The 21992-nt window shown below is 52.6% G+C and carries 19 protein-coding genes and 1 tRNA gene; 14 read left to right on the top strand and 6 right to left on the bottom strand.

The features are described from left to right. The first annotated feature begins 759 nt into the window (after nt 1-759). A complete protein-coding gene (locus OQ371_RS01235) occupies nt 760-2514 on the top strand; it encodes an NHL domain-containing protein (protein ID WP_265991833.1) in 1755 nt (584 codons plus the stop codon). Nucleotides 2515-2647: 133 nt separating this feature from the next. Here OQ371_RS01235 and OQ371_RS01240 read toward each other — a convergent pair whose 3' ends face one another. Then, a complete protein-coding gene (locus tag OQ371_RS01240; RefSeq protein ID WP_265991835.1) occupies nt 2648-3283 on the bottom strand; it encodes an SGBP N-terminal domain-containing protein in 636 nt (211 codons plus the stop codon). 547 nt (nt 3284-3830) lie between these two features. On the opposite strand from OQ371_RS01240, the gene OQ371_RS01245 reads away from it, so the two are divergent. Continuing rightward, nucleotides 3831-4142: a hypothetical protein gene (locus OQ371_RS01245; protein ID WP_265991837.1), complete on the top strand. Its 312-nt coding sequence runs from the start codon at nt 3831-3833 to the stop codon at nt 4140-4142. Between the two features lie 131 nt (nt 4143-4273). Here OQ371_RS01245 and OQ371_RS01250 read toward each other — a convergent pair. After that, nucleotides 4274-4345, bottom strand: a tRNA-Arg gene (locus OQ371_RS01250). 139 nt (nt 4346-4484) lie between these two features. Beyond that, entirely contained in the window at nt 4485-5159 is a 675-nt protein-coding gene (locus tag OQ371_RS01255; protein WP_265991839.1) for an NUDIX hydrolase, read from the bottom strand. A gap of 236 nt (nt 5160-5395) precedes the next feature. Between OQ371_RS01255 and OQ371_RS01260 the strand changes: the two genes are divergently transcribed. From OQ371_RS01260 to OQ371_RS01285, 6 genes are all read left to right on the top strand, one after another. Next, the gene (locus OQ371_RS01260) at nt 5396-6121 is read left to right on the top strand and encodes a proteasome-type protease (protein ID WP_265991841.1); all 726 of its coding nucleotides are present in this window, start codon (nt 5396-5398) and stop codon (nt 6119-6121) included. 37 nt (nt 6122-6158) lie between these two features. Continuing rightward, nucleotides 6159-7001 (top strand): transglutaminase family protein, encoded by an 843-nt coding sequence (locus tag OQ371_RS01265; RefSeq protein ID WP_265991843.1) that lies wholly within the window; start codon nt 6159-6161, stop codon nt 6999-7001. 207 nt (nt 7002-7208) lie between these two features. Continuing rightward, nucleotides 7209-8618, top strand: coding sequence for a phosphoglucosamine mutase (glmM, locus tag OQ371_RS01270; RefSeq protein ID WP_265991844.1), 1410 nt, complete (start codon nt 7209-7211; stop codon nt 8616-8618). A 139-nt stretch (nt 8619-8757) separates the two neighbouring features. Beyond that, nucleotides 8758-9927: a cysteine desulfurase family protein gene (locus tag OQ371_RS01275; RefSeq protein ID WP_265991846.1), complete on the top strand. Its 1170-nt coding sequence runs from the start codon at nt 8758-8760 to the stop codon at nt 9925-9927. A 132-nt stretch (nt 9928-10059) separates the two neighbouring features. Then, nucleotides 10060-10953 carry an SDR family NAD(P)-dependent oxidoreductase gene (locus OQ371_RS01280; RefSeq protein ID WP_265991847.1) on the top strand — a complete coding sequence of 298 codons (894 nt, stop codon included), beginning with the start codon at nt 10060-10062 and terminating at the stop codon, nt 10951-10953. Between the two features lie 10 nt (nt 10954-10963). Further along, nucleotides 10964-11827 (top strand): SDR family oxidoreductase, encoded by an 864-nt coding sequence (locus tag OQ371_RS01285; RefSeq protein WP_265991849.1) that lies wholly within the window; start codon nt 10964-10966, stop codon nt 11825-11827. Here the strand turns inward: OQ371_RS01285 and OQ371_RS01290 are convergent. After that, complete coding sequence (locus OQ371_RS01290) at nt 11824-12957, bottom strand: trans-sulfuration enzyme family protein (protein ID WP_265991851.1); 1134 nt, start codon at nt 12955-12957, stop codon at nt 11824-11826. The genes OQ371_RS01285 and OQ371_RS01290 overlap by 4 nt on opposite strands. Nucleotides 12958-13068: 111 nt before the next feature. On the opposite strand from OQ371_RS01290, the gene OQ371_RS01295 reads away from it, so the two are divergent. The 4 genes from OQ371_RS01295 to rlmB all read left to right on the top strand — a co-directional run bounded on the left by OQ371_RS01295 (nt 13069) and on the right by rlmB (nt 17097). Further along, entirely contained in the window at nt 13069-13953 is an 885-nt protein-coding gene (locus OQ371_RS01295; protein ID WP_265991852.1) for an SDR family oxidoreductase, read from the top strand. Nucleotides 13954-14092: 139 nt separating this feature from the next. After that, nucleotides 14093-14860 (top strand): class I SAM-dependent methyltransferase, encoded by a 768-nt coding sequence (locus OQ371_RS01300; protein WP_265991854.1) that lies wholly within the window; start codon nt 14093-14095, stop codon nt 14858-14860. A gap of 63 nt (nt 14861-14923) precedes the next feature. Continuing rightward, a complete protein-coding gene (locus OQ371_RS01305) occupies nt 14924-16312 on the top strand; it encodes a GWxTD domain-containing protein (RefSeq protein ID WP_265991855.1) in 1389 nt (462 codons plus the stop codon). Beyond that, on the top strand, nt 16285-17097 hold the full coding sequence (gene rlmB / locus OQ371_RS01310) for a 23S rRNA (guanosine(2251)-2'-O)-methyltransferase RlmB (RefSeq protein WP_265991856.1): 813 nt from the start codon (nt 16285-16287) through the stop codon (nt 17095-17097). The genes OQ371_RS01305 and rlmB overlap by 28 nt, the downstream gene beginning before the upstream one ends. 77 nt (nt 17098-17174) lie before the next feature. Here rlmB and OQ371_RS01315 read toward each other — a convergent pair whose 3' ends face one another. Then, complete coding sequence (locus OQ371_RS01315) at nt 17175-17546, bottom strand: c-type cytochrome (RefSeq protein WP_265991858.1); 372 nt, start codon at nt 17544-17546, stop codon at nt 17175-17177. Between the two features lie 326 nt (nt 17547-17872). Further along, nucleotides 17873-19564: a VRR-NUC domain-containing protein gene (locus OQ371_RS01320; RefSeq protein WP_265991859.1), complete on the bottom strand. Its 1692-nt coding sequence runs from the start codon at nt 19562-19564 to the stop codon at nt 17873-17875. A 136-nt stretch (nt 19565-19700) separates the two neighbouring features. Here OQ371_RS01320 and OQ371_RS01325 point away from each other — a divergent pair, with 136 nt between their 5' ends. Then, complete coding sequence (locus tag OQ371_RS01325; protein ID WP_265991861.1) at nt 19701-20690, top strand: DUF2157 domain-containing protein; 990 nt, start codon at nt 19701-19703, stop codon at nt 20688-20690. A gap of 51 nt (nt 20691-20741) precedes the next feature. After that, nucleotides 20742-21911, top strand: coding sequence for a hypothetical protein (locus OQ371_RS01330; protein WP_265991863.1), 1170 nt, complete (start codon nt 20742-20744; stop codon nt 21909-21911). The last annotated feature ends 81 nt before the right edge of the window (nt 21912-21992 follow it).

Consider the following 21992-nt stretch of genomic DNA (forward strand, 5'->3'; position numbering starts at 1 on the left):
CAGAAGGTGGTGAAAAAACTACGGGCAGCCCACTGGGGCAACAACGACAGCTTCAAATGCGTGTGATGGACAGTCCAGATCAGCCGTAAGCCGGTGTTTCTTTTGCCGACAGCCGCAGCGGACTAGGTTTTATTACGGAGTTACTACATCGTCATCTTAGCGAATACCACCGGAGTTGTCGCCATTCCGGGTTATAAATTCTACTGATACATGACTAAGTATACACAAATCAACTTACCGAATACTACCCACTAAAATTATCATATATTTAATTCGTATAGTCATAAATCAGAATTCTTCGTATAGATTACCTGCTATCTAACCCGTCTATGTTTATTCGCCAAGTCCTGGCCGAAAACTGCCATTTCTATCTTGCACCATCCTACTAAAAAGACAAGCGCTGCCCATTTATCGGTTATACCAAGTGGCTTATTAGTTAGGCCTACTTTTGTAACGCTCTCTCTTAATGACATATGCCGCGGAATATTACTCTTCTTCAATTTTAGCCGCTTAATAAATCTATTTAATTATCAGACATTCATGTTTTAATTTTAACAATCCGTTACCCGGCAGGTTATACTAATAGGCCATCTGGTAAATAGAGAAATTAAAACATCCTGATGTTTGACAACAGAAATTTAAAATCCATCCAAAAAAAATTATTTTTTCTTAGTAATTAGTACTCAAATTACTAAATTGCACAAGATTTAATGAGCTATTCTCATCATATAAATCTACTTATAAAACTACACAACGATTATGACCCACTTTGTACTATCTTTCTCACGCTTTCGTCGCGTTTCGTGTGCATTAACATTAGCGGCTTATTTGACGCTGGGATTAGCTCCCCGGTTGTTTGCCCAAACTATTACTACGGTAGCAGGCAATGGCACACAAGGTTTCAGTGGCGATGGCGGATTAGCAATTAACGCCCGCTTACGGAATCCCCAGGATGTAGCGGCCGACTCTCAGGGCAACCTCTTCGTTGCTGACACCGATAATAATCGTATTCGTAAAATAGCTCCCAACGGCACCATCAGCACCATTGCCGGCACGGGCAGTGCGGGCTTCAACGGGGATGGGAAAGCGGCCACCAGTGCCAGCCTGAACCGCCCCAGCGGTGTAGCGGTGGATGCACAGGGCAATATTTTCATCACCGATCGTTTGAATCAACGGATTCGGAAGATAGATGCCAGCGGAATGATCAGTACCGTTGCCGGTAGTGGCATCCGGGGCTTTGCGGGAGACGGTGGTGCTGCCACCAGCGCCCGTCTGGCCGATCCGCAGAACATTACCCTCGATGGGCAGGGCAACTTGTTTATTGCCGATTCTGAGAACAACCGGATTCGGAAAGTGAATACCAATGGCATTATCAACACCGTTGCCGGTAATGGTTCAGCGGATTTTAGCGGAGATGGCGGTCTGGCCACCGATGCCGCCCTGTATGTTCCACAGGGTGTAGCGGTGGATGCGCAGGGCAATATTTTTATCGCCGACCTGCTGAATCTGCGCGTTCGTAAGGTAACCACAAACGGTATCATCAATACCGTCGCCGGAAACGGCTCTACGGGCTTCAACGGGGACAATCAGGCTGCCACCAGCGCCAGTCTGGATATTCCCCAAAATGTAATGGTAGATACTCAAAATAACCTGTTTATTGCCGATATTCTGAATCATCGGGTTCGTAAGGTTGCTTCCAACGGCATTATCAACACGGTTGTAGGCAGTGGACTTCAGGGTTTTAGTGGTGATGGTGGAATTGCCACCAGTGCCAACCTGTATCGGCCTGCCAGCATGGCGCTGGATGCGCAGGGTAATTTATTCATCGTCGATTCGCAGAACCACCGAATCCGCAAGGTGACCCCACAGTCGGTTGGTTTGGCCGTGGTCAGTTTCAGCCTGATCAATGCCGATACCGATCAGGAGATCAAAGTTCTGACGCCGGGCGAACAGTTGAACCTCGCTACACTGCCCACGCGTAATCTGAACATCCGGGCCAACACCAGTCCAACGACGGTAGGCTCCGTGGTGATGCAATTGAGCGGTCGGCAGAACCGTACCCAGATCGAAACAGAGGCCCCTTACGCCTTGTTTAACGATATAGACGGCGATTACAGAAACTGGACGCCCTACACCGGGACTTACAGCCTGACCGTAACGCCTTACACCGGCCCCAAAGGAACTGGTACGGCAGGTACGCCGTTCACGCTGAGCTTTAGCGTCATTGACCAGCCGTCCGGAGCCCGTTTAAATGTAAAGGAAGAATCAAAATCAGCGGAGAAAGTACTGTACTATCCGAACCCGTTTCGGGATTCATTTACCGTAAAGCTGCAAGGTCAGGAAAACGCCCCCATTATGATTTACGATCAGCAGGGTCGCCTGGTATGGCAACAGACGGAAGGAAAGCCGGAACAGCGGATAGAACTAGACAACCGGTTGCAGACGGGGATGTACCTGATGCAGGTGGGTGTTGGCCCCAAAGCTAAACGGTATAAGCTGATTAAATCCCGTTAATCCGGCAAAGGCAGCTTCGGAAAGCTTCATTGCAAATTACCCCCACCTTCCAAGAGCAGTGTGTTTTGGAGGTGGGGGTAATTCGTTTGTAGCTACGCCAAAAGCGGCTAGTTTCCGATTTGCGACCGATGTGTCACTTCTTCTCCACGCTGACCGTATATACCTGCGAACTGCCATCTTCCGCCGTTACGGTATAGCTGACCGGTTTAGTAAAATCCTGAGCCGCTCCGGAAGCTGGGGAAACCGTTGCGTTTGTAGATAGGGCGATGGTAGGAGCCAAAGCACTGAGGTTGGTACTCGCGGATACGGTTGCGGTGATGGTTCGTTTGCTTTCATCAATAGCAGCAATAATGGGCGGGTTCAGGGAGGTAAACGCAAAACGAATGATTTGCTTCTCGGAAGACTTAGGAGGGATCTGCTCCTCGGCTTTCACCGTGTAGACCTGCGTTGTTCCATCCTCCGCGGTCACTGTATAAAGTACCGGATTGGTATAATCCCGGGCGACCGTAGGATCTGGACTAATCTGAGCCTTTTCGCTGATCGTATACGCCAGTTTTAGCGATTTAACCCCCACTCCGACAGGAACCGATAATGTATACGTAAACGTGGTTGAATCATAGCTGACTTTGGCATTGATGATTCCCACCAGCGCAAGCTGCGAGAATTTTTTCTCAGCGCTTCGGGGAGGGGTATCCTCTGCCTCTTTTTTGCAATTCATTAACAGGCCCATCAAAGCCAGAAAAAATAGAAGGGAAACTGGTCTTTTCATGATTGAAATAGATAATGTTATTCAGCAGCAGTTGGTGTTGTCTTATCCCGTTTAAAGATGGCTGACTAAAACCAGATGACCAAAGCTGACCCGAAAATAGGAAGATAAAGTACGCATCACCCCAAAAATGAAAAATATAAAGTAGTATTACTAGTTATACTTATCCTACAGCTGCTCATTTAGCACTGATTCCACAAACCTTATTTCAAAAATACCCCTACGAGAGTCATTCCTCCTATACAGTGGAAGGAGTTGGGATAACCATCCTGAAGCAGGACACATGAAGTAGCGTTTTTCGGGCATAAACCACACTATTAACGAGGTATTAGCCATTTATTTTATACGTATATTTTTCACAAACGTTCCGGTATTTTAATAAAAAGTTAAGTACAAATACAGGTTTTCAGAAGAAATAGATAATGCCTACAAAATTTTTCTTTTAACCGACAGCCATATACGTAAATAAGTAAGTATTTTATCTTATATATTAGCGCTTTATCCATGCTATTTTAAAATCTAGCCAACATCCATCAATGACTCAATGCCTATGAACTTACCAATCTACCTTCGTTATTTTATTCTGTGTATTTTCTTACTTACAGCCTGGAGTTGTGAGGACATTGACCCGGAAGACCAGGAACAGGCAGCTGTCGTTACAGGACAGGATAGTGCCTTTTGTGGCTCCTGCGGGGGATGGTTTATAGAAGTGAATAACGTCCAGTACCGAGCTGATGTTCCTGCCCAATTCGCCTGTCCGGCTACCAGAGTGTGGATTCAATATGAACTGGATGAAAGTGACGGCAGCAAAAAAGGGGGCAAATGGATAAAAATTCAATCCATCAGAAGGCGCATGGGCTGAGAATAGTCCAGTGGGCTGGTCGATACGGCTTAGCCAGAAGATTCATCGGCGATTGCCGATCCCTGTTGTAAAACCGCCAAAAAGCAAAAACCGCCAAATCAGAGCGATTTGACGGTTTTTTTAACTTTTCGTGAACCCGAAGGGATTCGAACCCCTATCTTCAGAACCGGAATCTGAAATTCTATCCATTGAACTACGGGTCCATAAGCGGGTGTATACCCCGTTTCGGGTTGCAAATATAGCAATTGTTAGTTCTTTTTCACAAACCCAATTTTCCTTTTTTCATCTTTCTTTTGCCAATAGCTGCCTTTAAGCCCCTCCTGCCATACCTTACTCGCTCACTTACAGCAACTTCATAGTTTCGTAATCACCCACTGCCTGCAGATACAAAAAATGAATAAGCAGGCCGTTGATGTTCGTAATTAGCTTATGTGCTTCGGGCAATGTCACCACGGCGGTGGTGATGCGCTCAAATTCCGACGCCACACCCATGTCCTTGTGGTGGAACTCCATGATCTGCGCCCGCGGCATTTCCCGTTCAACGTAGTAGTAATGCATGGCCTCGTCGCTGGTGCCGGTGCTCGGATAGCAAAGCCCGGCAATCAGGCGGGTCAGTTGATCCGGTTTCACGTCCATACCGATTTCCTCCCCAACTTCGCGGGCGGCCACCTCCGCCGGATCGTCGGACGCATCCACCATACCCGCTGGGTGTTCGTAGGTGTGTGAGCCGTCGCAGATCCGCCGTTGCCGCACCAGCACCACGTATCTTTCTTTGGTTTCCTGATCAATCAGGCAAACCAGCACCGAAACCGCGTGGCCTTTCAGAAAAAGCGCGGGCGGAATCTTATCCCCTTCCGGCGTGTCGGCATCCACCTCCAGCATCGCAAAGAGTACTTCGCCGTTGTGGCGACGGCGGATGTAAAACTCTTCTACTTTGTTAATCTTCAGGCCATTCGACTCAGCCTGTTGTCTCCAGAAACGGTATTTGGGCGCATCGGCCAGTGCTTCTTTTTTCATAGTCGTTTAACGGGGCGTTTGGGTTTCCGGCTTCTTAACCGGACTACACGCACGCAAATAACAACCCCTTTTTGAGAATTGTAACTAAATTTCGGCGGAAGCGATTAGGACGGTCTTTTGCGATGGGCTTACGGACCACAAACGAGTTGTTTTTGCAAAAACTGGTTTAAAACAGAAGTCTCGTTTCGGAAACCTGTATATTTGCCATTCGCCATAGCTTGTAGTTTGCTGACTCAATGACGTATTGTTTAGGTATCAAAGTAGCCTCCGGCTTAGTCGCCATTGCCGACACCCGACTGACCTCTGGCTCCGAAGTTTCGAGTAATCGCAAGATTTCGGTTCACGAGCTGGAAAATCACTCCCTGTTCATCATGACCTCTGGTTTGCGTTCTGTGCGCGATAAAGCCATCACGTATTTCAAGGAAGTCATTGGCGAAAAAGACCGTTCGTTCAACAAGTTATACAAAGCCGTAAACGCATTCGGCGAACAGGTCAGGCGGGTTGCTCAGGAAGATAAAGCCGCCCTGGAAGCCTCTGCCCTTCATTTCAACCTGAATGCCATTGTCGGCGGGCAGCTCGAGGACGACGAAGAGCACAAGCTGTATTTGCTTTACCCGGAAGGCAACTGGGTGGAGGTCGATCGCGGTTCGCCGTTTAAAATTATTGGCAATTCGGGTTACGGAAAACCGTTACTGTACCGCAATCTGACCTATGAATCTTCCCTGCAGGAAGCGCTGAAAATGGGTTTTCTGGCCTTCGACGCCACGCGGGTTAGTGCCAACGATGTCGATTATCCCCTCGATGTAGTGGTTTACGCCAAAGATAGTTTTCATCTGGTCGAACACCGGTTTCAGAAAGATGATGTGGAAGCCGTTTCCAACCAGTGGAGTGCGCTACTGAACAATTCGGTCCGTAAACTTCCGAACGCCTGGATGGACCCCATTTTCGACAAGATTATTTGATTCGGATGGTCAATTGAAGTAAACCTAACCTTTATTCATGAAACTTCGGGTCAGACACGAACTCCAGTACAGCTATTCGGCAGCGGTATCCCTCGAACCCCATACGCTGTATTTATACCCTCGCATCTACCCGCACCAGCGGCTGCTCAACTACGAGCTCTCGATTGACCCGTTGCCCAGCAAACAGGTCATGAACGTTGATGGTGAGGGGAATGTCCAGCAACTCGTCTACATCAACGCCCTGACGGATTCGCTGGTGGTCCGGGCGGATATGGAGGTGGAATCCAACCTGTACAACGCCTACGATTTCGTCCTGTTTCCGTTTGAAACCCAGCGCATCCCGTTCAACTATTCCGAAGCCGACCGGAAACTGCTGGAACCCTACCTGGAACGCTCAGCCGTGACGACCCTGATTGAACAGTACGCCCGGCAGATTGCGTCGGAAGCCAAATGGCAGACCGTACCGTTTTTGTCGCACCTTTGCACGACGATTTGCAACAACTTTGTCTATGAAACCCGCGATGTGGGTCCGGCTACGTCGGCCGAAGCAACCTTGATCAACCGGAAGGGTTCGTGCCGCGACTATGCCGTGCTGTACATTGCCGCCTGCCGGAGCATCGGTCTGGCCGCCCGGTTTGTCAGCGGGTACCTGTACGGAAATCCGCAGCAGGAGCACGAACTCCACGCCTGGGCGGAAGTTTACCTGCCCGGCGCAGGCTGGCGCGGCTTTGATCCCACGGAGGGCTCGGTGGTCATCAATCACCATGTTTCGCTGGCCGCTTCTTTTTTTCACGACCGGCTGGCCCCCGTGGCCGGTATCTTCCGCGGGACCGCTCGCTCAACGTTGACGGCAACGGTGGCGATAACCGGCGAGGAATGACCAGCGGATGAAAAAAGCGACTATATTTGCTGCCGATGGCTGAATGACCAAATTGTTGCCGGGCCAAATTGTTAAATGGTTAAGAAGTAAATGACTGAATACTCTCTAGTTCTTCTCAAGTCATCCAACCATCAGAACTGTTTGACCATGCATATCATCTGACAATTAAATCATCCATCCATTTAGTGTTTTAATCATTCCTCTAACGTGGCATTAATCAAGTCGATTTCCGGGATACGCGGAACAATTGGTGGACGAAGTGGCGACGGTCTGACGCCTTTGGATGTAGTCAAGTTTACGGCTGCCTATGGACAATGGCTCCGGCAGCGGCATCCAAATAACCGCCTGGTTGTGATTGGGCGGGATGGCCGGCTGTCGGGCGAGATGGTGTCCAAATTGGTGTCGGGCACCCTGCAGGGGCTGGGCCTCAACGTGGTTGACCTGGGTTTATCCACCACCCCGACGGTTGAAATGGCCGTCACGGGCGAACAGGCCGCCGGTGGAATTATTCTGACCGCCAGCCACAACCCCATTCAGTGGAATGCCCTCAAGTTACTGAACGAAAAAGGTGAGTTTCTTTCCGAAAAGGACGGTTCCGAGATGCTGGCCATTGCGGAAGCAGAGGCCATCGACTTTGCGGATATTCGTAAACTGGGAAGCTGCCGAACCGATACTACCTGGCTCCAGAAACACATCGACGCCATTCTGGCCCTGCCCCTCGTGGATAAAGATGCCATTGCGGCCCGTAAATTCCGGCTGGTGGTCGATGCCGTCAATTCAACCGGCGGTATTGTCGTGCCGATGCTGCTCGAAGCCCTGGGCGTCGAAACCGTGCAGAAACTGCACTGTGAGCCAACGGGCAATTTTGCGCACAACCCCGAACCGCTGCCGGAAAATTTGCACGACATCATCCGCGAAATTCAAAAGAACGAATACGACCTCGGTATTGTCGTTGATCCGGACGTCGACCGGCTCGCGCTCATCTGCGAAGACGGTTCACCGTTTGGCGAAGAATACACGCTGGTTGCCGTAGCCGATTACGTCCTGAAAAACCGGGACGCAAGCCAGGGGCCCGGCAATACGGTGTCGAACCTGTCGTCGACGGTAGCGCTGCGCGATGTGACGCAAAGATACGGCGGCAAACATGCGGCTTCGGCGGTCGGGGAAGTCAACGTTGTGGAAAAGATGAAGGAAGTGGGCGCGGCCATCGGTGGCGAAGGCAACGGCGGTATCATTTACCCCGATTTGCACCTGGGCCGCGATGCGCTGGTTGGCATTGCGCTGTTTCTGACGCACCTGGCCAAGTTCGGCAAATCCGCTTCGATGCTGCGCCGGACCTACCCCAACTATTACATTTCCAAGAATAAAATCGAGTTGACGCCCAATATCGACGTCGACGCGGTGCTGGAGCAAATCAAGACCAAGTACGCCAAAAATCCCATCAACACGATTGACGGGGTTAAGATCGAATTTGACAGAGAGTGGGTGCACCTGCGCAAGTCGAATACCGAACCCATCATCCGGATTTATTCCGAATCCGATACCCTGTCAACGGCGGATTACCTGGCGAATAAAATCATTTCGGACATCAAGGAAGTGCTCGCAGCCAAGCGGTAACTTAGTTTTTCAAGGCCATCAGAAAGCGCTCGACGGGAGCGCTTTCTGATGGCCTTTTTCTCTCATTTCCAGATCGTCCAAAGAAATTGGGGGTAGCTTTCTAATTTCGTACCTTTGTGGTGTTATTACACGACATCACATGCGCGCTTACCTTGACAATGCCGCCACCACCCGGCTCGATCCGGCGGTGCTGGAAGCCATGCTTCCCCTGATGACCGAAGATTTCGGCAATCCGTCATCCATTCACGCCCACGGACGAAAAGTACGGACAGTGATCGAACGCGCCCGAAAAACCGTGGCAACGCTGCTCCATACCTCGCCAGCGGAGATCTTTTTCACTTCCGGCGGCACCGAAGCCGACAACACCGCCCTCCGTGGCTCCATTGAAACCTACGGCCTCACCCACGCCATCACCTCCCCGCTCGAACACCATGCCGTGCTCCACACGCTGGAACACCTGGCCAAGCGCGGAACCATCAAGCTAAGCTTGGTTGACGTTGATGAAAAAGGCCGTCTGAACCTGGCGCATCTGGAGGAATTGCTCCGCACCCACCTGGATACGCTCGTGTCGCTGATGCACGGCAACAACGAAATTGGCAATCTGCTCGATCTGGAAACCGTCGGCAACCTGTGCCGGGAATACAACGCCGTGTTCCATTCCGATACGGTACAGACGATGGGGCACTACCGCCATGACCTGCAACAGCTCCCGGTTGATTTCATTGTTGGTTCAGCCCATAAATTTCATGGTCCCAAAGGCGTCGGATTTTTGTACGTAAACGCCAACACCAAATCCGGACGGGGCCCGATTCATCCGTTTGTGCACGGCGGTTCGCAGGAGCGGAACATGCGGGGCGGAACAGAAAACGTGTATGGTATTGTGGGGCTGGCCAAAGCGCTGGAAATTGCCTACGCTGAAATGGAGCATCACCGGCAATACATCGAAAGTCTGAAGCTCCGGATGATTCAGCAACTGCGCGAAAAACTGGAAGGGGTGGCCTTCAACGGCTGTTCGGACAATCTTTCCGCCAGTTTGTATACGGTATTGAACGTCAGCCTGCCTTCTTCGGAAATGAGTGATATGCTGCTGTTCAACCTCGACATTGCCGGTATTTCGGCTTCGGGCGGCAGTGCCTGCACCAGCGGCTCTAACCTCGGCTCGCACGTCCTGTCGGCTCTCCCCGGCAACGATGCCGACCGGGGGGCCATCCGGTTTTCGTTCAGCAAATACAACACCCCGGAAGAAGTCGACTACGTTGTCCATACGCTGGTCGAACTGTTCCAGCGCGAACAGGAAGCGGTAAAGTGAAATTTTGAATGATAAACGATAAACGATGAATGGGCTAATCGTTCATCGTTTATCATTCAAAATAACCTTCTTCCTCCCCGGCGGGTTACTTACTCTGTTGAAACAAAGACCGTGTAAAACCCGATAACCGCCATGCAATCCCGAACATGCCTGATCACCGGTGCCAATTCCGGTGTTGGGCGAGTAACGGCCCTTGAACTAGCCAAAAAAGGCTTCAACATCATCATGTTGTGCCGCAACATGGAGCGCAGCCGACCGGTTCAGCAGGAAATACTGGCCGCTGCCCGTCAGGCCGGCCCGAATATTCCGACCGTTGCCTTGATTCCGTGCGACCTCGGCAGTCAGCAGTCCATCCGCCAGGCAGCCCAAAGGGTGCACAACCAGTTTGAGCGCATTGATGTGCTGATCAACAATGCCGGACGGGTGGTTGATCCGCTCCAGTACTCTCCGGAGGGCATCGAGTTGACGTTCCAGACCAACTACCTGAGTCACTTCCTGCTTACGCACCTGCTGCTGGATTTGCTGCGCCGTAGCGATGAACCCCGCATCATCAACGTAGCCTCCGAGTTTCACCGGCTCGCGCGTTTCAGGGAAATTCCTAACCGGGATGAAAAGCATTACAACGCAATCGGCGCCTACAACGATTCGAAACTGGCCAAAATGCTGTTCACGTTTGAACTGGCCGACCGGCTCATGGGCGAAGGCATCACGGTAAACGCCCTGCATCCGTGGCTGGTCGACACCCACTTCGCCGAAGACGGCGATGCGAAGGGCGTGTTGTACCTGACCTTTCAGTTTTTTAAGCTATTTGCGCCCGGTCCGGAAGTGTTGGCGAAAACGCATATCTACCTGGCCTCCTCACCGGAAGTGCGGCATGTAACGGGTTTGTATTTTGCCAACTGCCGCTGGGAGCCGCCGAGCCAGATGGCTCAAAACCGTGCGTTGGGCCGGAAACTTTGGACCCTGAGTGAACAATTGACCGGTATCTCCGAGTATGTAGCCTCACCCTATTCACTAACCTATTGATCTGAAATTCATGAATTCATCCCGAACATGCCTGATTACTGGCGCCAATTCCGGTATCGGGCGGGTAACGGCCCTCGAATTAGCCAGCAAGGGCTTTGATATCATTATGTTGTGCCGGAATCTGGAGAAAGCCCGGCCCATTCGTCAGGAAATTAAAAAGGTGAGTAAAACCGGCCATGTTGATCTGGTTTGGTGCGATATGGCGAGTCAGTTATCGGTGATGCAGGCCGCCCGCGAGGTCTCAGACCGCCATAACCGGCTGGACGTGCTGCTCAACAACGCCGGTTTGTACATCGACAAAGAACAGTTTTCACCCGAGGGCATTGAACTGACCTTTGCCACCAATCACCTCGGCCCGTTTTTGCTGACCAACCTCCTGCTGAATCTGCTCCGCAAGGGCACCGACCCGCGCATCATCACGGTTTCATCCGAAGCCCACCGCTGGGACGGCGGATTTATCCTTGAAGAACTGGCCAAACCGCGTAAATACAACGGCCTGTGGGCATACGGCGCGTCCAAACTGTGCAACATTCTCTTCGCAAGCGAGCTGGCAAAACGGCTGGCAGGCGACGGTATCACGTCCAACAGCCTGCACCCAGGAGCCGTCAAAACCAACTTTGGTCAATCTATCAGCAGTGTGCAAAGTTTTATCTTTAACCTGATGCGGCCCTTTTTCATCAGCCCAGAGAGAGGGGCCGAAACCAGTATTTACCTGGCTTCTTCCCCTGACGTACAGGGGCAAACGGGACTGTATTTTGCCAAATGCCGTCCTAAAGTGCCCAGCGCAGCCGCCCAGAGCCAGCACAATGCCAGCCAACTCTGGGCGCTGAGCGAGCAGTTAACCCAGTTGAAAAGCCGTCTGGTAGCGGTTTAGAGCGATTTTGCGTGAAAAAGAGCCTGCTCTAAATCCGCAATCAGATCGTCGGGGTGCTCAAGACCCACCGAAATACGCAGCAAATTCTGGGGCGTCTTGGTGGTTGGCCCTTCCACGGATGCCCGGTGTTCAATCAGGCTCTCGACTCCGCCCAAGCTCGTGGCCCGCGTGAAAAGCTGAACGTGCCCGGCCACCGCCATGGCGGCTTCGGCGCCATCTTTGATCTGCACGGAAAGCATGGCCCCAAACATGGCCATCTGTTTCTGCGCGATTTCGTAGCCCGGATGCGTTTCCAGACCCGGGTAATAAACGGCTTCCACCGCCGGATGCCGGTCCAGAAATTCAGCCAGTTGCAAAGCCGTGTCCGATTGCGCCCGAATGCGCGTCGTTAGGGTCTTGATGCCCCTCAGCAACATCCAGGAGTCAAACGGAGCGGCCACGGCTCCCCCCAGCGTCTGGCACCGCCGAACCCGCTGGTAAAGCTCGCCATCCTCCTTAAAGACCAGCGCCCCGCTGAGCACATCGCTATGGCCGCCGATGTATTTGGTGGTTGAGTGCATCACCACATCGCACCCCAGATCAAGCGGGCGTTGCAGGATGGGCGTCGCCCAGGTGTTGTCGCAGGCGCACCAGGCCCCGGCTTCGTGTGCCAGATCAGCGATGGCCTGAATATCGGCGATTTTCAGCAACGGATTGGAGGGCGTTTCAATCCAGATCAAGCGCGTATTTTCGTGAATGGAAGCCCGAATCTCGTCGAGATTGGTAAAGTCGGCGCGGGTGTAGGTCAGCCCCCACGGATGGAATAGCTCTTCGAGCAACGCCGGAGTTCCGTGGTAGGCATCGTCGCCAATGACAACGTGGTCACCGGGTCGCAGGCCCAGCAGCAGGGTCATGGTGGCGGCCTGTCCGGAGCTGAAGGCCAGTCCGGCAAAACCGCCTTCGAGAGACGCCAGCGCGGCTTCAAGCGCATCGCGGTTCGGGTTGCTGGTCCGGGCATATACGTGGCCGTGCGGAAAGGTTCCGTCGGCGTCCCGCTCAAAGGTAGTACTGAGGGAAATAGGCGGTACAACGGCCCCGGCATTGGCGTCGACCGCACGGTTCTGGTATATGGCAAGTGTTTCGGGATGCATACGATTTTGGTTTACGTGCGAAAATACGGTTAGTTTACCAGTAGTTTATCACTTGTGCCCCCAACGCATCGGATAAACGGTGAACCCTATCCAAATCCAAACTGCTCTGGTATGCTAAAAACAGATGGAATGCTTCGCGAGGACGCGTTGAAAGACAAAACTATACTTGTTACGGGCGGGGGCACTGGCCTCGGCAAGTCGATGACCCGGTATTTTTTGCAACTGGGGGCCAACGTCGTCATTTGCAGCCGCAAACTCCCCGTTCTGGAAGCCGCAGCCGCCGAACTGATGGACGAAACGGGCGGATCGGTGCTGCCGCTGGCCTGCGATGTCCGGAACCCGCAGGAAATCGAAACCGTCATCGCCCAGACGGTTGAACGGTTTGGCCGGATCGACGGCCTGCTGAACAACTCGGCGGGTAACTTCATCAGTCCGACGGAGCGGTTATCGTACAAGGCGTTTGATGTGGTGGTCGACATTGTGCTGCGCGGAACGTATTATTTTACGCTGGCGGTCGGCAAGTACTGGATTGAGAATCAGATTCCCGGTACGGTTTTAAACATTTCAACAACCTACGCCACCACGGGTTCGGGTTACGTGGTCCCGTCGGCGGTGGCCAAGGGCGGGGCGCTGATTCTGGTCAAATCGCTGGCGGCAGAATGGGCCAAATACGGCATCCGTCTGAACGCCATCGCCCCCGGTCCATTTCCGACCAAAGGAGCCTGGGACCGGCTTTTCCCCGAACCGCTGCTCAGGATGATGGACCCCGCCAGCCGCGTTCCGCTTAAGCGCGTGGGCGAACATCAGGAGCTGGCCAATCTGGCGGCCTACCTCCTGTCGGATTACTCGGCCTACATGACCGGCGAATGCATCACCATCGACGGCGGGGAAGTCCTGGCGTCGGGGGAGTTCAATCACCTCGACGCGCTCCGTCCGGAGCAATGGGATGAAATCGGGAAGGCTATTAAGCAGTCCAACAAACCCGATAAAGCGTAAGCCAACGGCCCAAAGAATTTTAAAGCTCTGGCAAATACCGTAACTTTACGTAAAATTCAGAACTGGAAGTAGGGGAGTTTTCCGGATGGGCGGTATCGCATTCCTCCCGTCCGCCCAATCTCGCCAATCCGGCCCAATTATGTATAAAACCACTGAAATTACCTCCGCCGAAATTGCTTCCGATAACCCCGTTCACCAGCGGTTGCTGTTTCCGTACGTTGAAGCCGCCCGGCTTGTGCGCGGCAAAGTGCTGGAAATCGGCTGCGGCTGGGGGCGCGGTCTGGAGCTACTGACCCAGGCGGCTGATCATTATACCGGGATCGACAAGAATGACGCCCTGATTCAGTCGCTGCGTCAGGAATACCCCAAATCAACGTTTATTCAGGCCAACATCCCACCCCTGAGCGGTCTGGCCGACAACACGTTCGATTACATCGTTACGTTTCAGGTAATCGAGCACATCCAGAACGATGATTTGTTTGTGAAGGAAGCCTACCGCGTGCTGAAACCCGGCGGTACGCTGCTGTTAACAACGGTAAACCGGCTTTTTTCGCTGACCCGCAATCCGTGGCACGTTCGGGAATACACGGCGGAAGAGCTGAAGAACCTGCTGCTGCGGTATTTTTCAACGGTCGAAACGCAGGGCATCCACGGCAATGGCAAAGTGATGGACTACTACGAGCAGAACAAAAAGTCCGTTGAGAAGATCACGCGCTACGATGTGTTCGATCTGCAACACCGGCTGCCCCGCTGGATGCTCCAGGTTCCGTATGATTTATTGAACCGTTTGAACCGAAACAAGTTACTGGAAGCAGATAGTCTGGCGGCCGAAATCCGGCACACGGATTATCAGTTAACAAACACCCCGGCCGGTAGTCTGGATTTCTTCTATCTGGCGAAGAAATAACGTCCTGAAGTTGACGGGTTTGGCGGGTTTGTTCGTTGTATGGAAGAATACCCCAAAATCAGTATGAGAATAGCAGTTATCCTACTCTGTGCGGCTTTGCTCGGAGCCTGCGCGTCCGGAAAACGGAATCAGAACACGGACAGTGCGGCCAACCGAATGGAACGTACCAACGAACGACCAGCCGAGCGGTCCAGCGAGCGTACGACCGGCCGGCCAACAGAACGGCCCGGCACCCGGACGGCCCCGGAATCCGCCCAGACGCCCCCGCAACCGGCTGAAAGCAACTGGCGCGTGGTGTCAACCAAAGGTCGGTTTTTAGGGAAAGATTCGTCCACGATCCGGATTTATATGAACGTGATGGTACGGAAAGGCAGCGACCACGCCACCGTGGAAGACTTTACGTCCCAGTTCATGTATAACTACGTGATCTACCCCGACTACAACAGCCGCGAACGGCTCGGTTACGGCAACATCCCGCTCAACGCCGAATCGGTGATCCGCGAAAACTCGCCGGAAACCGGCGACGTACTGACGGTTTTCTTCGATGTAAAGAAACCAGCCAATGCCGCCAACGGCGTGATGCTGAACGAAATCACCGAAATCAGCACCGGTCGGAAAGTCCTGAACGACCTGCCGGTTCGGTTTAAAACCGTTAAACTGAGCGACCGATTTGCGCTGTTTGACCCAAAAACCAACCTGCCGCAGCAGCACCACTTCATCAATGCCGGTGATACCGTCGTGATTCGGGACGTAAACGGGGCGGCTTCCAAATCGCTGCACCTCTACCGGTACCGGCACGATTTCGACCCCGCGCAGTCGCCGATGAATACTACGCCCCGACCTTCTTCCAAAACGCTGGACATTGACTCGACGATGAACATCACGACCAACCAGCCTTTTTCGCTGCCGGAAGAGGGTTTGTATTATTTTGTGGAAGATACCGCGGATGCATCGGGTATCGGGCTGGTTGTGGCCGACCGCCGGTTTCCCAAACTGACCCGCCCCGAAAAGCTGGTTAAACCCGTTCTGTATGTGAGCACCAACACTGAAATCAACGGGCTGAACTCGGCTACGGATTTCAAAAAAGCGCTCGATCGATACTGGCTGACCATGATGGGCGGTGATCAGAGTCTGGCGCGAGGAGCCATCAAAGCCTACTACGGGCGCGTTGAAGAAGCCAACCGACTTTTTACTACGTACAAAGAAGGCTGGAAAACCGACAAAGGCATGATTTACATCGTGCTTGGACCACCCGACCGCGTCCAACGCAGCCGCGACCGCGAGGTGTGGGTGTATAACCAGCGGGCCAACGTGTCGGAAATTAACTTTACATTTAATCGAAAACCTAATCAATTTGTGGAGGATCACTACGAACTGGTGCGATACGTTGAGTATCAACCCGTCTGGTATCCCGTCGTTGAAGCATGGAGAACCGGCGCAATTCGCGAGTAAATCCGTATCATCACAATAAGCCCAAACAATACTCCAGCGAGGAGATGGTGTTTGGCATTCAGTCTGTCACCGAGATTCTGCGTTCGGGCAAAGACATCGACCGGCTTTATCTGGTCAAAGAAGGCAGTTTTCCCGAAATTCAGCAGCTGGCGTTTGAGCGTCGCGTGACCATTCAGCGGGTTCCGGCCGAAAAGCTGGACCGGATTACGCGCAAAAATCACCAGGGGGCCATCTGTTTCGTATCGGCCATTCATTACGCCAAACTCTCGAACGTCATTGCGGGTGTGTACGAACAGGGGCAAATACCGCTCCTGCTGGTTCTCGACCGGATCACGGACGTCCGCAACTTCGGCGCCATTGCCCGAACGGCCGAATGCGCCGGTGCGCAGGGCATTGTTATTCCGGCGCGGGGCACGGCCCTGATCAACGCTGATGCCATGAAAACCTCATCGGGGGCATTGAGTCACTTGCCGGTTTGCCGCGAAGTGCATCTGGAAGAGACGATAAAATATTTAAAGGATTCGGGCATTAAAGTTGTGGCCTGTACCGAGAAAACTGATCACTACCTTTACGACGTGGATATGTCCGGCCCGACGGCCATCATCATGGGGTCGGAAGACGACGGTATTTCGGAAGACCTGATGCGTCTGGCCGATCACCACGCCCGCATCCCGCTGGTGGGGCAGGTGGAGTCGCTGAACGTGTCGGTCGCTACGGGTGTGGTTCTGTACGAAGCCGTTCGTCAGCGAATTTTCAACGAGCCGCCGATTGATGAAGGGTTTTAGCCATTGCTGACTCTGTACCACTCTAAACAAGAAAACCCGCTAGCAGCGGGTTTTTCTCGTTAGGAACAGTCAGAAGATTAGGCTTTCTTCTTGGCTGCGGGTTTCTTGGCCGGAGCTTTCGAACCGCCATCCAGTGAATTAATCCACTTGGCCATTTTAAGGGCTTCGTCCTTCGGCACGTTTTTCAGCGGAGCCATTGGAGGATAACCGGGCCAGTGTTCTGGTTTAGGGTCATAGATCAGCTCGACAATCTGAGCGTCGGTGTATTTTTTCTTCGCAACCTCTTTGTAAGGAGGACCCACCAAACGCGTATCCGGATTGTGACAGGCCAGACAAGCGTTCTTTTGCAGCAACGCTTTGATATCGTCAGGAATAACAGTTTGCGCGTTACTGTCGAAGGAGATTGCGGCCAAAACCCCTGCAATAAGGATTCCGAATGTTTTTTTCATGAAAATGCGATTAAAAGCTAATGAGTTAAGATTAATAACGATCATCCGACCAACAAAGTTACGAGGCAACGCCGTATACGCCAATACTCTATCGGGTTTTTAAACTTAGATTGTCAACTTCGCCGATAGTTTAATGACATCCAATAAAAAAGTTGATAAAACGGCCTCGAAGCCTTTCAACACAGGAGTCAAGAGTCCAATAAGTCGACAAATAGTTATCCGGATAGAAACAAAAATACGGGACACTCGCTAGAAATTTACATTTCCGGGCCAAAATTGAGGTAATACGTCTTTGCGATTCGCTTTTTTTTTCTTTCATGCGCGGATCAGGCCGTCCAGATCACCCGCAGGACTCGGGCGTGCACGCCGATCATCTGAAAGAATTCGAGCCAGTGGAGTTGCTGCGCGCCCAGGTGGTCGGTCGGTGATTTGACTTCAACAAACTCGTATTCACCCTGTTCGTTCCAGATCATTAAATCGGGAAAGCCGCGGGTGTTCTCGCGCAGGTTCCGGGAAATTTCGAGCAGAATTAGGCCCAACTGCTTTGGTTCAAGCAGATTGATCATCTGAAGATTGAGGTTCAGCAACTCCTCGCTCCAGTCGACGAGCACGTTGGTGATTCCGTATTTTTCGAAGAAAACCGTTTCGATGTGTCTCTTCCAGTCGTCGCGCGTTTGCAGGTCGGCCAGGCGTTTTTTTAACTGCGCTTCCCGCTTCACGTAAAAATCGGGCAGGTAAAAATCCGACGGCATCCGTTGCAGCGGGTGGTGAATGGCCTGCACGTTCGCGTCGTGGATGATATCCCAGAACACCAGCCCGAACAGCCCGCGCCAGGGGTAGTTTTCGGTAAAAGCCGCTTCCCAGCCCGCTTCCAGAAAGTGGTTCATGACGCCCGCTTCGACGTGGTGCCGGTAAATGGCCGGGATATCAACGCTTTCGGCATCCGACAAAAAGCGGGTGGTGGCCTTGCGGCTGCGTTTTTTCTCCCCCGCGCTCATGATCTTCTCCCGAAAATCGGTAGCGAAATACCGCTCATCGGCATTCTGCGGACTCAGGGCCATTTCGTCGCACAGCGCCAGGGCTTCTTCGACCAGACCCGAGCGGAAGAGCAGCCGCACACGCCGTTCGCGGGCCGGAACCCGGTCGGTGAGGTTATAAACCTGCATGGCCTGCTCGGGCATTTTCTGGCGTTCGAGATACCCGCCGACGTTTGTCACCAGCTTAGCGTAACCGGGCATCGCAATCTCGCTCAGGTCGGGCTTGACCTCGTCCCAGTTCATAAACCAGTTGTAGACGTCTTCCGGGGGCATCACCGAATCCCGCAGCTCCCGAAACTCTTCGCTTGTCAGCGAAATCAGCAACTTATCCTCCACTTCCTTACGGCTCCGGAACCGGGCCGACAGTTTCGATTCGTCATACCGCTCAAACGTGACCATTCCCAGATCGCGAATCACAAACTCCGTCATATCGGCCGAGCGGTTTCCGAAGAAAAAATATTTCAGCATCATCACCTCCGCGTCGAAATTCGGCTTTACCACCGTTTCGTACTGCGTCAGGCTTTCGACAATCCGGGCAAAATCCAACTCGTGGAGGGCATACCGTACGATGTTTTCCTTCTTGGCTTTTCCCAGCGGTTTGATTTCCTCCGGCTCCAGCGGGAGCAGTTCCAGCAGCTCGGGTTTCGTGAAGGTGTTCAGGACGTCCTCTCCCATGGCTTCGTGTACGGGGGTCAGCCGTTCCAGGAAACCGTTCAGGAGCAGTTCGCCCACGGCCGCTGGCAGGTCTTCGATTTCCTTGTACTGGAGTTTTTGAATCCGGAAAAACGTACCCCGGCGGTTGCTGAACCGAACGTACATGCACTGCGCATCTTCGGTCAGCGCCCGGAACCGATGGATAAATTCTTTCTCGTCGTCATTCAATAAATGATCATACATCCGCTGGACAAATCCGATCAGATAGCGGAAATATTCGAGGTAGTATTTAGGAGGTAGTTCGACCTGCTGCGGTTTTGTTGCCATGTTTTGCCCGAAAGAAAAGAAAAAAGACGCCGGGTGAAAAGCCAAATAGCGATTCCGTTTATCCTTTCACTGCCTTCTTTTTTCAATCCATTTGTTCATCTTTGCTGTTATATCTATAACACCATTTTTAGTTAATATGTCCCCGGAAAGGGTCTTACAAGAACTGACCGATCAGCAATTAATCAATGATCAGCAACGATCTGGCATTCAGCAGGTAGAAGACCAGAAACTATTCTCGGTTCACTGGGAATTGCGGTCGCTGATCTACGTCGGCATTCTGTTGTTTACCACCGGAGCGGGCTGGCTGATTTACAAATACATCGATCAGATTGGCCATACGGTGCTGATTATCACCCTGTCGGTGATCTGTGCCGCCAGCTTTGTGTTTGCCGTCCGTAACAAAGGCCCTTTCACGACGGGCCGCAGCCACAGCCGTTCGCCGTTTGGCGACTACGCCCTGCTGCTGGCCTGCCTGCTTTTCCTGACGCTCGAGGGGTACTTGCAATACCAGTATACCATCTTCGGTACGCGCTACGGTCTGGTAACCTTTATTCCCGCCATCCTGTTTCTGAGCCTGGCTTACGTGTTCGATCACTGGGGCGTCTTGGCAATGGGTCTAACGGCCTTGATTTCGTGGATTGGCGTAACGGTTCGGCCGCTGGAGTTTTACTTCAAAGGCAACCTGAAAGACATGACGGTGCTGCTCTCGGCCCTGGCCCTGAGTGTTTTCCTGATGGTTGGCGCCCTGGTCCTGGACCGTCAGCGCATCAAACAACATTTTACCATCACAACGCTCAGTTTTGCCGGAAACCTGCTGCTGGTGGCGCTGCTGGCGGGGCTTTTCAACTTCGAGAATCTCCACCTCCTGTTTGCCCTGGCCCTGGCGCTGGCCTGCGCGGGTTTCGACTGGTACGCCCGGCGGGAACGGTCGTTTCTGTTTTTACTGATGAGTACCTTTTACGGCTACATCGGCGCGACGTACTTGGTGTTTCATTACCTGCATTTGCGCGACGAAGCCACTTATCTGTACTGGCTTATAACCGGTATAGCCGTCACCGTTTACCTATCGGCCAACCGAAAGATCGACGCGGTTCCGAGGGCAAAAAGCGAAGAAAGCAAAGGCTAGCAGCCTGAGATTGGGGCCAAGAAGCTGGCCATTACTCAATGACGTAGTTCCATGAAAGCATATAACGAAACCTGGGTGCACAACAAACGCATTATGGAGTATGCCGCTCGCTGGCAACGGCAGGGGTTGTTCGATGCGGCCAAACTGGCGCAGATTCAGGAAAAATTTCCGGTTGGCTTTCGCGAGTCCAACGGTTTTATCGAGATCGGATTATTTGTTTTTTCCATCGTGGCCACCAGCGGGAGTTATTTTCTGCTGGCTACGTTGCTGGGGCAACTGTTTGATCACGACATCTTTTACCATTTTTTCAACATTGGCTTCGGCCTGGCGGTTGGGTTTCTGGCGGGCAGACTGATCAGTGGTCGGAACTACTACCGCTCGGGGGTTGACAATGCGCTCGTTATCGCGGCTGTTGCGCTCGTTACGGCGGGCGTTGTCGGTCTTCTTCCCAATAACCTTTCCACCTGGCAGTATTGTCTGGTCATTTTGCCGCTGGTGCTGCTCGGGGTTTGGTACTACAGTGATTTGCTGCTGACCATGGCCGCCTTTGCCACCCTCATCACGGCTTTGTTCGATTTTTTTCTGGACTTTTCTTTCGGGAAAACCTTGCTGCCTTTTGTCCTGATGGCCGTCTCAGCGGGCTTATACGTGCTGGCCCGGCTGTACGAAAACCGTGATCATCTGGTGTATTGGCGCGATAACTTCATTCTGCTGGAATGGCTGGCACTGACTCAACTGCTGGTTAGCTGCAATTATTTCGCCGTTCGGCAACTGAATTACTGGACGCTGGACCAACGGCCCGCCGAAACGCCCGAAATTACCCTGGCGCCCCTGTTCTGGCTCCTGACCACCGCTGTCCCGATTGCCTTTATCTACCTGGGTATTCGTCAGAAGGAACGCCCGTTGCTGATCATGGGGGCTATTGGCTGGGGCCTGGCCCTAGCGACCTGGCGGTATTACTACCCCCTGTTTTCGCTGGAATTTTACCTGATCAGCAATGGCATCGTCCTGGTCCTGATCGCCATTTTTTTGATTCGCTACCTGCGGGTGCCGCACAACGGTTTTACCGACCGGCCCGACGAAGATTCGCCCAAAGAACTGCTCCTGAACGCCGAAACGCTGTCAACCATCCAGACCACCTCGGGTCACCTCGGCCCCAAGGAAGGGATGCAGTTCGGGGGTGGCGACTTCGGCGGGGGCGGCAGCGGAGATCGCTATTGAAACTGGACTAGCATTGATTTTCTCAACGCGCCGGGGCCCCGGCGCGTTTTTTTGTCTCTAATCTTACATCTGTCGCATTTC

The organism is Larkinella insperata (genome assembly GCF_026248825.1).
Taxonomy (GTDB): Bacteria; Bacteroidota; Bacteroidia; order Cytophagales; family Spirosomataceae; genus Larkinella; species Larkinella insperata.

Excerpts from the sequence above, each read along its gene's own strand:
- OQ371_RS01285 (WP_265991849.1), top strand. The coding sequence starts at position 10,964 with ATGAATTCATCCCGAACATGCCTGATTACTGGCGCCAATTCCGGTATC.
- OQ371_RS01320 (WP_265991859.1), bottom strand. The coding sequence starts at position 19,564 with ATGGCAACAAAACCGCAGCAGGTCGAACTACCTCCTAAATACTACCTC.
- OQ371_RS01245 (WP_265991837.1), top strand. The coding sequence starts at position 3,831 with ATGAACTTACCAATCTACCTTCGTTATTTTATTCTGTGTATTTTCTTA.
- OQ371_RS01235 (WP_265991833.1), top strand. The coding sequence starts at position 760 with ATGACCCACTTTGTACTATCTTTCTCACGCTTTCGTCGCGTTTCGTGT.
- OQ371_RS01300 (WP_265991854.1), top strand. The coding sequence starts at position 14,093 with ATGTATAAAACCACTGAAATTACCTCCGCCGAAATTGCTTCCGATAAC.
- OQ371_RS01280 (WP_265991847.1), top strand. The coding sequence starts at position 10,060 with ATGCAATCCCGAACATGCCTGATCACCGGTGCCAATTCCGGTGTTGGG.
- OQ371_RS01325 (WP_265991861.1), top strand. The coding sequence starts at position 19,701 with ATGTCCCCGGAAAGGGTCTTACAAGAACTGACCGATCAGCAATTAATC.
- OQ371_RS01265 (WP_265991843.1), top strand. The coding sequence starts at position 6,159 with ATGAAACTTCGGGTCAGACACGAACTCCAGTACAGCTATTCGGCAGCG.
- OQ371_RS01255 (WP_265991839.1), bottom strand. The coding sequence starts at position 5,159 with ATGAAAAAAGAAGCACTGGCCGATGCGCCCAAATACCGTTTCTGGAGA.
- OQ371_RS01305 (WP_265991855.1), top strand. The coding sequence starts at position 14,924 with ATGAGAATAGCAGTTATCCTACTCTGTGCGGCTTTGCTCGGAGCCTGC.
- OQ371_RS01315 (WP_265991858.1), bottom strand. The coding sequence starts at position 17,546 with ATGAAAAAAACATTCGGAATCCTTATTGCAGGGGTTTTGGCCGCAATC.
- OQ371_RS01260 (WP_265991841.1), top strand. The coding sequence starts at position 5,396 with ATGACGTATTGTTTAGGTATCAAAGTAGCCTCCGGCTTAGTCGCCATT.
- OQ371_RS01275 (WP_265991846.1), top strand. The coding sequence starts at position 8,758 with ATGCGCGCTTACCTTGACAATGCCGCCACCACCCGGCTCGATCCGGCG.
- OQ371_RS01290 (WP_265991851.1), bottom strand. The coding sequence starts at position 12,957 with ATGCATCCCGAAACACTTGCCATATACCAGAACCGTGCGGTCGACGCC.
- rlmB (WP_265991856.1), top strand. The coding sequence starts at position 16,285 with ATGGAGAACCGGCGCAATTCGCGAGTAAATCCGTATCATCACAATAAG.
- OQ371_RS01330 (WP_265991863.1), top strand. The coding sequence starts at position 20,742 with ATGAAAGCATATAACGAAACCTGGGTGCACAACAAACGCATTATGGAG.
- OQ371_RS01295 (WP_265991852.1), top strand. The coding sequence starts at position 13,069 with ATGCTAAAAACAGATGGAATGCTTCGCGAGGACGCGTTGAAAGACAAA.
- OQ371_RS01240 (WP_265991835.1), bottom strand. The coding sequence starts at position 3,283 with ATGAAAAGACCAGTTTCCCTTCTATTTTTTCTGGCTTTGATGGGCCTG.